The organism is Streptomyces sp. NPDC085944, assembly GCF_040686295.1.
GTDB classification, from domain to species: Bacteria; Actinomycetota; Actinomycetes; order Streptomycetales; family Streptomycetaceae; genus Streptomyces; species Streptomyces salinarius.
In genome coordinates this window covers 388,301-400,793 of sequence record NZ_JBFBJX010000004.1, presented here as the reverse complement: position 1 = coordinate 400,793, position 12,493 = coordinate 388,301, and the positions used below count along the sequence as shown (strand labels likewise).

Sequence of the window (12,493 nt, the reverse complement as noted above, 5' to 3'; positions counted from 1 at the left end):
CCGGCCGGCCTCAGTGGACGGCGTCCAGGCGGGCCCGCTGGTCCGTCGTCAGTTCCAGGTCCACGGCGGCGAGGTTCTCCTCGAGCTGGGCGAGCGACGAGGCCCCGGCCAGCGGCACGATCGGCAGGTCCGCGCCGATCTGCCAGGCGAGGACGACCTGGTTGACCGTGGCCCCGGTCTCCCGGGCGACCTCGCGGAGCACGGCGAGCCGGGCCGGGGTGCCCGGGTGGTCGTAGTCCGGGGGCAGCGGCTTGTCCTCGCGGACGTAGGCGCCGGCCAGCAGCGGCGAGTAGGCGACGAGGGTCAGGTCCGGCTCGGCCCGCAGATAGCCGAGCAGTTCGGCGCCGGCGTGGCCGAGGCTGCCGTACGGGGAGAACTCGCTGGGCACGTCGAAGCGGGGCCGCAGGTGGCTGTGCTGGTACTGCAGCACCTCGTAGCCGGGCAGCCCGGCAGCGGCGGCCAGGGCGCGGGCCCGCTCGACGCGCCACATCGCCTGGTTGCTGACGCCGAGCAGCCCCACCGTGCCCTCCGCGACCAGTGCGCCGAACCCCTCCACGGTCTCGCGCTGCTCCACGGTGTAGTCGTCGATGTGCGCGTACAGCAGGTCGAGCTTGTCCACCCCGAGCCGGTCCCGGCTGCGCTCGGCGGCCTCGCGGATCACCTTGGCCGACAGGCCCTCCGGGTTGTCGGTGTAGCCGGTGCCGGGCGCCAGTGGACGCGCGCCGAGCTTGGTGGCGACGACGACCTCGTCGCCGACCCCGCGGCTGCGCCGCCAGCGGCCGAGGAGCTCCTCGCTCTGGCCGCCCTGGCCGCCGTCGGTCCAGAAGGCGTAGTTGTCGGACGTGTCGACGAAGTTGCCGCCGGCCTCCACATAGCGGTCGAGGACGGCGAACGAGGTCCTCTCGTCGGTCAGTGACCCGAAGAGCATGGCGCCGAGCGCCAGCACACTCACCTCCCGGCGGTGGGCGGGGTCGGTGCCGATGGTGCGGTACTTCATGATGTTCCTCCCCATGCGTGTCCGGTCGTCCGGGCACGGCGGGGAGTCTTCAACTTGAAGTGCGCTTCAAGTCAAGCACTCGGTAGTCTCGGCTCGCGTGAACAGGCGAAAGCACAAGAAACTGTCCCGGCGTCTCGTCGACGCCGCGCTCGTCGGCGACGTGGCGCGGGTCCGGGCGGCAGTGCGGGCCGGAGCGCCGGCCGAGACGGCGGACACGGCGGGAAGCACTCCGCTGTACCTCGCGTCCGTGAACGGGGACGTCGGCGTCGTCCGCGTGCTGCTCGAGGCCGGCGCCCGACCCGACACGGAGAGCGGGACCGGCTCGGAGGGCACGCCCCTGTGCGGGGCGGCCTGCTGGGGCCACGCGGAGACCGTCCGCACGCTCCTCGATCACGGAGCGGACCCGAATCTGCGCGAGGACCACGGCACCGGCCGGACGCCGTTGGACTGGGCGTCGACCGGCCCGCACCGGGAGACGACGGACCTGCTCGTGGCCGCGGGGGCCCGGCCCCGGGAGTGACCGCCCGGGGCCGGCAACGCCACCCGCGGCCGCGGACGGTGACGGCACGCGACGCGCCGCGGCCGTCACCGGGGGCCGGTCAACGGACGGTGGTGACCCGGTGTTCGGCGAGGGCGGCGCAGTTGGAGCCGGTGATCTGGACGCTGACGTTGCCGATGCTGCCGCCCCAGTCCACGCAGTGGGCCTTGCCGTAGACGTAGGTGGGGCCGGCGTACGAGGTGTACGTCCCGTAGTCCTCGTCGTACGCCTGGGTGTCGGGCACGTAGATCCAGGCGGACATGTCCGTCGCGGTGCCCGGGGTGTTGCGGATGGTCGCGACGCAGTTCTTGCCGTTGGTGGCGTTGTAGGTGAGGTAGACGGTGCCGCGCGAGCCGACGGCGGCCGAGTTGACGGTCTTGTAGCCGCTGCCGCAGACCTTGCCGGGCGTGGTGTTGGGAGCGGCGGACGCGGGTGCGGCGAGCGCCGTCGCGGTGCCCAGGGACAGGGCCGCCACGGCGGTGACGGACAGGGCGGAGCGTGCAATGCGCATATTTCCCCCTTGCGGTCGTAGGAGTCGTTTACTCCTGCCTGGTGTGACTACGGGCGGCGGGGATTGGTTGTGCTCCGGATGCGCCTTTTCCGTCCGTCCTCCGGCGGCCCCCTGGCTCTCCGTCACCCGTGCCCGTGCGGTGCCCTTCCGGGTGTGCGCAGCGCCAGGAGGGCGACGTCGTCGAGACCGGGGGGCCGGACCCGGTGCAGGAGCTGGTCGGCGAAGGCCGGCAGGGGCCGGTGGGCGAGCGCGGCGGCGTGCTGGCGCAGCCGGTCCAGGCCCTCGTCGAGGGTGCGACCGGGCACTTCGATGAGGCCGTCGGTGTACAGCAGGAGTGTGCAGCCCGGTGGCAGCAGGACGGTCGCGTCCGGACGGGAGGTGCCCAGGCCCGTGCCGAGCAGGAGGCTGTGTCCGTCGGTGAGGTAGTCGGTCAGACCCTCGCGGGTGACGAGCAGGGGCGGGGGATGACCGGCGTTGGTCCAGGACAGCCGCCAGAGTCCGTTGTCCGTCCTGCTGACGCGGCCGAAGACGAGCGTGGCCATGGAGACGTCGGTGATGGGCATGATCGCCTCGTCCAGGCGTTCCACGACGCGGCTGGGCGGCTCCTGCTGCGACCAGGCGTAGGCACGGAGCATGTTGCGCAACTGGGCCATTCCGGCCGCGGCCTCCAGGTCGTGGCCCACGACGTCCCCGACGGCCAGCGCGGTCGCGCCGTCGGACAGGGAGAAGGCGTCGTACCAGTCCCCGCCGACCTGGGAGGCGTCGGGGGCGGGCAGGTAGCGGACGGCCATCTGCAGCCCGGGGACGCGCGGCATCTGCGGCAGGAGGTGATTCTGCATGGTCTCGGCGACGGCACGCTGGCGCTGGTAGAGGCGGGCGTTGTCCAGGGCGAGGCCGGCCCGCCGGGCGACGTCCTCGAACAGGGGCAGGTCGGGGGTGGAGAACTCCCCCGGTGCGTCGGCCCGTCCCAGGGTGAGGGCTCCCAGGACCTCCCGGGTTCCCCGGATGGGGACGATGGCGGCGGACCGGATGCCGGTGGCGTCGAGCATCCGGCGCTGCTCGACGGCGATGCCGGAGTCCGGGGTGCCCCGGTAGGTGTCGGGCCCGGCCAGCGCGGAGGCGACTCCGCGCAGGGCACGGGAGAGCGGCATGAGCGACTCCTCGGGCACCGGCGGCATCGGCCCTTCGAGATCCTCCCGGTGCACCAGGCGGCCCCCCTCGGCATGGACCACTGCGGTGCGCCACACCTCTTCGTGCTCGGTGATCAGATCGATGACGGCCCAGTCGGCCAGCCGCGGCAGGACCAGGGCCACCAGTCTGCGCAGCGTCTCGTCGACGTTGAGCGTGGAGGTCAGCCGGGTCGTGGTCTCGGCCAGCAGGGCCAGTCGTTCGAGTTCGCTCAGGGGCCGCACGGACCGCTCCGGGGGCGGTTCGGCGGAGCGCGCCTGCTCGCGCGGATGAAAGATGACGAGGGTGTGGGCGTTCCGACCGTGCCCGGAGTAGGGGGTGACGAGCCAGGAGACGGACAGCGTGGAGCCGTCGGCGCGGGCGAAGTGGTCGAGCGCGGCCTGTCCCGGGCGTCCGGCGTGGAACGCCTGCCGCATCCCGCACTGGGTGGCGGGCAGTTGCTGTCCCTCGGGCCCCCGGTGCAGGAGATCGTGTGCGTCCTGGCCGGCCATGTCCTCGGCCCGGCGGCCCAGCAGTTCCTCGGCCCGGCTGTTGACGGCGAGGATGCACCCCTGCGCGTCGACCACGTACGCCCCCGCCCCGATGGCCTCAAGGGCTTCGGTGAGCCGGCCGGGCGCGTCGCCCCGGCGCCGCTGCCCACCGCTCTCCGTGTCTGCCGCGCCTGCCATGTCGGGTCTCCTCCTGACCGTGTGCCGCCTCGGTCCCACTCCTGCTCAGGTCGTCCTCCGAAGTCTGCATCTCGATGTTCCCGCGGCGGCACACAAGTCTCACCTCGGCAGCGGACGGGCCGGGGACGGTGCGATCAGCGGTGCGGTGGTGAGGTGGGCGGCGTCGTCCGCCGGCAGGCAGACGGACACCTGGGACGACGTGGTCCCGAACGGTCCTCCGAAAAGATCAAGGGCCGGTTTCACATACCTCTGAAACCGACCCCGACCTGCGACTGTCTCCAGTCGGGACGACAGGATTTGAACCTGCGACCCCTTGACCCCCAGTCAAGTGCGCTACCAAGCTGCGCCACGTCCCGGTGTGCTCACGCACGGTGCACCGCGCGATCACGCGGACAGCACTTTACCCCACACACCGGGCGACGCCTAAGCGGGCGTCGGCGAGGCACAATCGGTCCCATGGACAGCCGTGCCGACAGCCCCGTGGACGACGCCGCCTCCGACCGACCGGTGGGCGGCCGGGACCGTGACGAGGAGGGGCGGGCCCGCAATGCCCGGCCGCGGGACGGGCTCGGGCGGCCGTTGCCGTACGGCGCCGACGGCGTGCCGCGCCAGCCCGAGGGGGTCGTACGGGCCCCGGACGAGACCGTCGCCGAGGCGCAGCGGCTGCTGGACGACGGGAAACCGTTCCACGCGCACGAGGTCTTCGAGGACGCCTGGAAGTCGGGGCCCGCGCAGGAGCGGGAGCTGTGGCGCGGAATGGCCCAGCTGGCCGTCGGGCTCACGCACGCGGCGCGCGGCAACGTCACCGGCGGGGCCAGGCTGCTGCGGCGCGGGGCCGGTGCCGTCACGGCGTGGGAGGCGTCGGAGGCCGGGCGGGAGCGGCCGTACGGGATGGACCTCGGCTCGGTGGCGGCGTGGGCCCGGGAGCTGGCCGGTGAGGTGGAGGGCGGCGGTTCCGTGGACGCGGCGGCGCGGGCGCCCCGGCTGAGCGGCTGACCGGTCCGCAGCCCGCCGGGGGCAGCCCGGCCGGGGCGTTGCCGGAGTCGTACGGCAGACTCGTGGCGTGCGGACAATTCATGTGATCGGAATCGGCGCGGGCGACCCCGACCAGCTGACGCTCCAGGCGGTCGGGGCGCTGCGGAGCACGGACGTGTTCTTCGTCCTGGACAAGGGCGAGGCCAAGGCCGACCTGGTGCGGCTGCGCCGGGAGATGCTGGAGACGCACATACCGGAGGGGACCTACCGCGTCGTCGAGGCGCGCGACCCCGAGCGGGACCGGAGCGCGGGCGGCGCGGCGTACTCCCCCGCCGTCGGGGACTGGCGCAATGCCCGCGCCGGCATCTACGAGCGGCTGATCGCCGAGGAGCTGGGCGAGGACGAGAGCGGCGCGTTCCTGGTGTGGGGCGACCCCGCGCTGTACGACAGCACGCTGGGCATCCTGGAGGAGATCCTGCAGCGCGGGGCCGTGGCGTTCGAGTACGACGTGGTGCCCGGTATCAGCAGCGTCTCCTCACTGGTCGCCCGGCACCGGACCGGGCTGAACCGGGTGGCGCGGCCGGTGCAGATCACCACGGGGCGGCGGCTGGCCGAGGGCTTCCCCGAGGACGCGGACGACGTCGTCGTGATGCTGGACGCCCACCAGACCTTCCGGCAGTACGCGGACCAGGACATCGACATCTACTGGGGCGCCTACCTGGGCACCCCGGACGAGATCCTGGCCTCCGGTCCGATCGCCGAGGCGGCGCCCCGGATCGAGCGGCTGCGGGCGGAGGCGCGCGAGCGCAAGGGCTGGATCATGGACACCTATCTGCTGCGGCGCAACCCCGGCGACCGCTGACCGCCGCATACCCGGGCGGCCCCGTCCCGCATGCGTGGCCGGTGCACCGGTGTGATCGTGGCCGCGTGACAGTCGCCGAGGAATCGCCACGGACGGCCGCCGCCCAGCCGCCCGTGCTGGACCGGCGACGCCGCAACGTCGTCTTCGTCACGATCATGCTCGGCATGCTGCTCGCGGCCCTGGACCAGACGATCGTCGGCACCGCGCTGCCCACCATCGTGTCGGACCTGGGCGGCGCCGAACACATGTCGTGGGTGGTGACCTCCTACCTGCTCGCGGAGACCGTGGCGACGGTACTGGTCGGCAAGTTCGGCGACCTGTTCGGCCGCAAGGTGGTCTTCCAGGTGTCCGCGGTCGTGTTCATCACCGGCTCGTTCCTGTGCGGGCTGGCGACCGACATGCCGCTGCTGATCCTCTGGCGGGCGGTGCAGGGCGTCGGCGCGGGCGGCCTGATGGTGACGTCGATGGCGTTGATCGCGGACGTCATCCCGCTGCGGGAACGGGGCAAGTACCAGGGCGCGATCGGCGCGGTGTTCGGGGTCGCGACGGTCATCGGGCCGCTGCTCGGCGGGCTGTTCACCGACCATCTGTCCTGGCGCTGGGCGTTCTACGTCAACGTGCCCATCGCGGTCGTCGTCGTGGTCGCCGCCGCCCGCACCATCCCCGTGGTGAAGTCGGCGGCCCGTCCCGTCATCGACTACCTGGGCATCGCGCTGGTCGCGGTCGGGGCGAGTGCGCTGATCCTGGCGACGAGCTGGGGCGGCAACGAGTACGCGTGGGGCTCGGCGGTGATCGTCGGGCTGTTCGCGGGCGGGCTGGTCGCGCTCGGCCTGTTCTGCTGGGCCGAGACCCGGGCGGCCGAACCGATGCTGCCGATGCGGCTGTTCTCCAACCCGGTGTTCACGGTCTGCTCGGTCCTCAGCTTCATCGTCGGGTTCGCGATGCTGGGGGCGCTGACGTATCTGCCGACCTATCTGCAGTACGTGGACGGCGACTCGGCCACGGTCTCCGGGGTGCGGACGCTGCCGATGGTGGCGGGGCTGCTGATCGCGTCGGTGTTCAGCGGAAACGTGGTCAGCAAGACCGGGCGGTACCGGCTGTTCCCGATGGTGGGCACGCTGGTGATGGGCGTCGGCCTGTTTCTGATGTCGCTGATGGATCCGGACACGGGCGTGTGGCTGGAGTCGCTGTACATGTTCGTGCTGGGCACGGGCATCGGGCTGTCCATGCAGGTGCTGACCATCGCCGTGCAGAACACGGTCGCGTACTCCGACCTCGGCACCGCGACCTCCGGCGTCACCTTCTTCCGCACGCTGGGCAGTTCCTTCGGCACCGCCGTGTTCGGCACGATCTACGCCAACGCGCTGGGTCCCAACCTGCGGGACGCCGTCGGCGCGGCGGCCCGCACCGGCGCCGCCGACCCGTCGGTGATCGCCGGGGCGGCGACCAGTCCGGAGGGCGTGCACCGGCTGCCGCCCGCGGCGTCGGCGCCGATCGTCGGCGCGTACGCGGACACGATCCAGACCGTGTTCCTGTGGACGGTGCCGGTCGCGGTCCTGGGCTTCGTCGTCGCCCTGTTCCTCAAGCAGGTGCGATTGCGCGACAGTGCCCGGGCACGTTCCACGGACATGGGCGAGGGCTTCGCCTCACCGCACGACGCGAGCAGCAGGCGGGCCCTGGAGGCGTCCGTCGGCAAGGTCATCGGCGGTACGGAGCTGGACACCGCGCGCCGGATCGTCGCGGACAGCGACACGCGGCTGGACGTCGCCGGGGCCTGGGCCGTGATGCAGGTCGAGCTGTTCACGCGGCTGGTCGGACACGCGAGCCTCGGTCTGATCGCGGCCCGCCGCAGGCTGCCGCCGGAGGTGCTGCTGCCGGTCTTCGACCGGATGGTGGCGGAGGGGTTCCTCACCCGGCACGGCTCCCTGCTCTCGCACACCGACGCGGGCGCCCGCGAGGCCCTCGTGATCGGCCGGGCCTGGGCGGCCTGGCTGGAGGACCGGGTGGAGCGGGACATCGGGCGGCCGACGGACACGGAGCTGCGCGCCGCCGTCGACGCCATCGCCAAGCGCCTGCTGGTGGAGGACCTCAGCAACGGTCTGCCGCAGCGGGTCAGGCAAGCAGGAGCTGCAGACCGCCCACAACCGTCGCCGCGATCACCAGGCGCTCGAACAGACGTTGGTTGATCCGGGTCACGGCCCACTTGCCGAGGAACGCGCCGGGCACCACGAAGACGACCAGCACCGCGTCGAGCAGCAGCGAGTGGCCGTCGATCAGGCCGAGGCCCGCGCTGAACGGCAGCTTGGAGACGTTGACGATCAGGAAGAAGAACGCCGAGGTACCCAGGAAGCCGAGTTTCCTGAACCCGGCGGACAGCAGGTACATCGACATCACCGGGCCACCCGCGTTGGCGACCATGGTGGTGAACCCGCCCAGGACGCCGTACGAGCGGGCCTTCGCGCGACCGGTGCGCGAGGCCACCTCGTCCGGCTGCTCGGCGGCATCGGCCAGCCGTCGGCGCCACACCGTCACCCCGGCCATGAACAGCAGGATCACGCCGATCGACGTACGCACGACCGCGTCGTCCGCCCACACCAGGAACAGGGTGCCGACGACCACGCCGACGCCGACCGCCGGGAACAGCCGCCACAGGGTGGGCCAGTGCGCGTGGCGCCGGTAGGTGAGGACGGCGAGGACGTCCCCGGCGATCAGCACCGGCAGCAGGATGCCGGTGGAGGCGCGGGCCGGCAGGACGGCCGCGAAGATCGCGAGGCTGACCGTGTTGGCCCCGCTCACCGCGGTCTTGGAGAAGCCGACGAGCAGCGCCGCGAGGGCGAGCGCGGCGAACTCCCAGCCGGTGAGGTGCCAGAGCGTGATGGTGTCCATGCGGGCACCGATGCTATGCGCACCCCACCGGCACCGTAAGCACCGTCTCGCCCATTGGTCCTTAGCGGCCGGTGTACCGAGCTCTCAGCTCCCGCTTGAGCACCTTCATGCTCGGCCCGAGCGGCAGTTCGTCCGCGAACTCCACCCGGCGCGGGTACTTGTGGCGGCCGAGGTGTTCCTTGGACCAGTCGGTGATCTCGCCGGCGTCGGGCGCCGCCCCGGAGCCGGTGCCCGGGGCGCGCACGACGACGGCGCAGACCTCCTCGCCGTGCAGTTCGTCGGGGAGTCCGATGACGGCGACCTGGGCGATGCCCGGGTGGCGCATCAGCACTTCCTCGACCTCCCGCGGATAGACGTTGTAGCCGCCCCGGATGATCACGTCCTTCTTCCGGTCGACGATCCGCAGGAACCCGTCCTCGTCCTTGGTGCCGAGGTCCCCGGTGCGGAACCAGCCGTCGACGAGCGCCTCGGCGGTGGCCTCGGGGCGGCCGAGGTAGCCGGAGAAGACGTTGTGACCGCGCACGACGACCTCGCCCAGTTCGCCGGCCGGCAGCAGTTCCACGGCGTCCTCGACCTCCGCGCGGGCGATCTCCACGTCCACGCCCCACAGCGGGTGGCCGATGGTGCCGGGCCGGACGCCGAACACCGGCTGGTTCACGGCCGCCGCCGGCGAGGTCTCCGAGAGCCCGTACCCCTCGTAGATCTTCGCCCCGAACGCCGCCTCGAACCGCTCCAGGACGGCCACCGGGAGCGAGGCGCCGCCGGAGACGCACACCCGCAGCTCGGGCAGGGCCTCGGCGTCGGCCGCCGCGGCGGCGAGGGCGACGAACATGGTCGGCACCCCGTGGAAGGTGTTGACCTTCTCCCGCACCATCAGGTCGATCGCGCGCGCCGCGTCGAAGCGCGGCAGCAGGACGAGGGTCGCGCCCGCCCGCCAGGTGGAGTTCAGGGAAACCGTCTGGCCGAAGGCGTGGAAGAGGGGCAGTGCGCCGAGCGCGACGTCGTCGGGGCGGATGTCGTTGGCGTCGAAGGCGTTGACCGTCGCGTTCATCACCAGGTTGAAGTGGCTGAGCACGGCGCCCTTGGGGACGCCGGTCGTGCCGCTGGTGTAGAAGACGACGACCGGGTCGTCGGCGTTCCGGGTGACGTACGAGGGCAGGGGCTCGGCGTCCGCGGCGAGCTTGCCGAACTCCTCGCCGAGCGTGATCATCCGTACGCCGGTCGCCCGCGCGGCGGCGGCCCCGGTCTCCGCCTGCGCCGGGTGGCACAGCAGCAGGGTGGCGCCGCTGTCGCGCAGGACGTGCTCGACCTCGGCGGCCGACAGCAGCAGGTGCACGGGGACGACGACGGCGCCGGCCGCGGCGACGGCGTAGTACGCCTGCGGGAAGTCGGCGGTGTTGGGCGCCATCAGCGCCACCCGGTCCCCCGGCCGGACGTCCAGGCCGACGAGGGCGCCGGCCTGGGCGCGGGCCCGCCGCCACACCTCGGCGAAGGTCAGGCGCAGGTCGCCCTCGACCAGCGCCTCCTTGTCGGGGCGGCGCCGGGCGTTCTCGGCGAGGACGGCGGCGACGGAGAGGGTTGCCATGGGGTGTTGCTCCGTTTCCTTGCTGCGGCTCTGCACAGGGGGTGGCTCTGGGGCGGGGGCTCGGCCTAGTGGCGTTCGACGAGAACCGCGCTGCCCTGCCCCACGCCCACGCACATCGTGGCCAGCCCGCGGCCGGCCCCCGTGCGGCGCATGCGGTGGAGCAGGGTGGTGAGGATGCGGGCGCCGGAGCAGCCGAGCGGGTGGCCCAGCGCGATGGCGCCGCCGGTCGGGTTGACCAGGTCGGGGTCGATGCCGAGCCGGTCGACGCAGGCGAGGGCCTGGGCGGCGAACGCCTCGTTGAACTCGGCCTCCGCGAGGTCGCCGACGCTCCAGCCGGCCCGGGCGAGGACCTTGCGGGTGGCGGGGACCGGGCCGATGCCCATGACGTCGGGATGGACACCCGCCGAGGCGCCCGCGACGTAGCGGCCCAGCGACTCCAGGCCGAGGTCGTTCAGGGCCTCCTCGCTGACCAGGAGGAGTCCGGCGGCGCCGTCGTTCATCGGGGAGGCGTTGCCCGCGGTGACCGTGCCGCCGGGGCGGAAGACCGGCTTCAGACGCCCCAGCTTCTCCAGGGAGGTGCCCTCGCGGACGCACTCGTCGGTGTCGACGACCACGCCGTCCAGGCGCTCGACGGGAAGGATCTCGTCGTCGAAGTGGCCGCATCCGCGGGCCTCGGCGGCAAGGCGGTGGCTGCGCAGGGCGAACGCGTCCTGGCGTTCGCGCGGGACGCCGTACCGCTCGGCGACCTCCTCGGCCGTCTCGCCCATGGCGAGCAGTCCGTGCAGGTCCTTCATCGCCGGGTTGACCAGGCGCCAGCCGAGCCGGGTGTCGGCGGTCTCGATGCGGTGGGGCAGCGCCTCGTCGGGGCGGGGCAGCACGAAGGGGGCGCGGCTCATGGACTCGGAGCCGCCCGCGAGCACGATGTGGGCCTCGCCGGCGGCGATGGTGCGGGCGGCGGCGGTGACGGCTTCGAGGCCGGAGGCGCAGAGCCGGTTGACGGTGGCGCCGGGCACGGTCTCGGGCAGGCCCGCGAGGAGGGCGGCCATCCGGGCGACGTTGCGGTTGTCCTCGCCGGCCTGGTTGGCGGCGCCCCAGTACACGTCGTCGATCCGGGCGGGGTCGAGCGCGGGCACGTCGGCGACCAGGCCCCGGATCACCGCGGCGGCGAGGTCGTCGGGCCGTACGGCCGACAGGGAACCGCGCAGCTTGCCGATCGGGGTGCGGCGGGCGGCCGCGAAGTGGACGGGACGCACGGGGAACTCCTGACCGTCGTCGCGCGGTCGCCGGACGGCGCACCGCCGTCGCGTCGACCACCGCGAACCTTGATGAGCACTACCTTTAATTAGCACTGCTAGTTTTGGACTATAGACCGCCGGGCGGCCTCCTGGGAAGATCCCCCTGACAACGGACAACGGACAACGGACAACGGTCACCGACGCAGCCGGAGGAGACATGGCCGAGACCCGCGAGCACACCCTGACCGGAACGCGGGGACGGATCACCGTCCGCGAGTGGGCCGCCGGGCAGCCGCGCTACGTCGCCGTGCTGGTCCACGGGTACGGCGAGCACTCCGGCCGCTACGAGGAGGTGGCCGGCGTCCTCACCGGCCACGGCGCCGCCGTCTACGCCCCGGACCACGTGGGACACGGGCGCTCGGAGGGCGAGCGGGTGGTGGTGGAGGACTTCGAGGACGTGGTCACCGACGTGCACGCCGTGGCGGAGCTCGCCCGGGCCGCCCACCCGGGCCTGCCGGTCGTCATGGTCGGACACTCCATGGGCGGCCTCATCGCCTCCCGGTACGCCCAGCGCCACCCCGGAGAGCTGGCGGCGCTGGTGCTGTCGGGGCCGGTCATCGGCGACTGGGAGCTGCCGCGTCGGCTGCTCGCCCTGGACGAGGTCCCCGACACCCCGATCAGCCCGGCCTCGCTCTCCCGCGACCCGGCGGTGGGGGCGGCGTACGCGGCGGACCCGCTGGTCTGGCACGGTCCGATGAAGCGGCCGACCCTGGAGGCGTTCGTGCGGACGCTGGAGACGGTGGCCAAAGGCGGCGACGTCGGCCGGCTGCCGCTGCTGTGGGTGCACGGGGACGACGACCGGCTGGTGCCGCTGCCCGGCAGCCGCGTCGGCGTCGAGCCGCTGAGCGGCGGCGACCTCACCGAGCGGATCTACCCGGGCGCCCGGCACGAGCTCTTCAACGAGACCAACCGGGACGAGGTGTTCACGGACCTCACGCGCTTCCTGGACGACGTGCTCGCCCGCTGATCCGGCGCGGCGCCCGCCCGG

General features: G+C 73.0%; 11 protein-coding genes and 1 tRNA gene. 5 read left to right on the top strand and 7 right to left on the bottom strand.

The window, feature by feature from the left end; genetic code table 11:
* Positions 1-10: 10 nt before the first annotated feature.
* A complete protein-coding gene (locus tag AB0P07_RS10460; protein WP_365547900.1) occupies positions 11-997 on the bottom strand; it encodes an aldo/keto reductase in 987 nt (328 codons plus the stop codon).
* A 97-nt stretch (positions 998-1,094) separates the two neighbouring features.
* Between AB0P07_RS10460 and AB0P07_RS10455 the strand changes: the two genes are divergently transcribed.
* Entirely contained in the window at positions 1,095-1,517 is a 423-nt protein-coding gene (locus tag AB0P07_RS10455) for an ankyrin repeat domain-containing protein (protein ID WP_365547897.1), read from the top strand.
* 79 nt (positions 1,518-1,596) lie between these two features.
* On the opposite strand, the gene AB0P07_RS10450 is transcribed toward AB0P07_RS10455, so the two are convergent.
* From AB0P07_RS10450 to AB0P07_RS10440, 3 genes are all read right to left on the bottom strand, one after another.
* Complete coding sequence (locus AB0P07_RS10450) at positions 1,597-2,046, bottom strand: spore-associated protein (protein WP_102931977.1); 450 nt, start codon at positions 2,044-2,046, stop codon at positions 1,597-1,599.
* Between the two features lie 122 nt (positions 2,047-2,168).
* Positions 2,169-3,902: a SpoIIE family protein phosphatase gene (locus AB0P07_RS10445; protein ID WP_365547894.1), complete on the bottom strand. Its 1,734-nt coding sequence runs from the start codon at positions 3,900-3,902 to the stop codon at positions 2,169-2,171.
* Positions 3,903-4,184: 282 nt separating this feature from the next.
* Positions 4,185-4,258, bottom strand: a tRNA-Pro gene (locus AB0P07_RS10440).
* Positions 4,259-4,358: 100 nt separating this feature from the next.
* Between AB0P07_RS10440 and AB0P07_RS10435 the strand changes: the two genes are divergently transcribed.
* From AB0P07_RS10435 to AB0P07_RS10425, 3 genes are all read left to right on the top strand, one after another.
* Positions 4,359-4,898, top strand: coding sequence for a DUF309 domain-containing protein (locus AB0P07_RS10435; protein ID WP_365547892.1), 540 nt, complete (start codon positions 4,359-4,361; stop codon positions 4,896-4,898).
* A 67-nt stretch (positions 4,899-4,965) separates the two neighbouring features.
* Entirely contained in the window at positions 4,966-5,739 is a 774-nt protein-coding gene (gene cobF, locus AB0P07_RS10430; RefSeq protein WP_365547890.1) for a precorrin-6A synthase (deacetylating), read from the top strand.
* Between the two features lie 65 nt (positions 5,740-5,804).
* Complete coding sequence (locus tag AB0P07_RS10425) at positions 5,805-7,925, top strand: MDR family MFS transporter (protein WP_365547887.1); 2,121 nt, start codon at positions 5,805-5,807, stop codon at positions 7,923-7,925.
* Here the strand turns inward: AB0P07_RS10425 and AB0P07_RS10420 are convergent.
* From AB0P07_RS10420 to AB0P07_RS10410, 3 genes are all read right to left on the bottom strand, one after another.
* The gene (locus tag AB0P07_RS10420) at positions 7,852-8,625 is read right to left on the bottom strand and encodes a sulfite exporter TauE/SafE family protein (RefSeq protein ID WP_365547884.1); all 774 of its coding nucleotides are present in this window, start codon (positions 8,623-8,625) and stop codon (positions 7,852-7,854) included. The genes AB0P07_RS10425 and AB0P07_RS10420 overlap by 74 nt on opposite strands.
* Before the next feature lie 61 nt (positions 8,626-8,686).
* Positions 8,687-10,210 carry a long-chain fatty acid--CoA ligase gene (locus AB0P07_RS10415; protein ID WP_365547882.1) on the bottom strand — a complete coding sequence of 508 codons (1,524 nt, stop codon included), beginning with the start codon at positions 10,208-10,210 and terminating at the stop codon, positions 8,687-8,689.
* Positions 10,211-10,275: 65 nt separating this feature from the next.
* On the bottom strand, positions 10,276-11,463 hold the full coding sequence (locus AB0P07_RS10410) for a thiolase family protein (RefSeq protein WP_365547879.1): 1,188 nt from the start codon (positions 11,461-11,463) through the stop codon (positions 10,276-10,278).
* 199 nt (positions 11,464-11,662) lie between these two features.
* Between AB0P07_RS10410 and AB0P07_RS10405 the strand changes: the two genes are divergently transcribed.
* On the top strand, positions 11,663-12,472 hold the full coding sequence (locus tag AB0P07_RS10405; protein ID WP_365547877.1) for a lysophospholipase: 810 nt from the start codon (positions 11,663-11,665) through the stop codon (positions 12,470-12,472).
* Positions 12,473-12,493 lie beyond the last annotated feature (21 nt).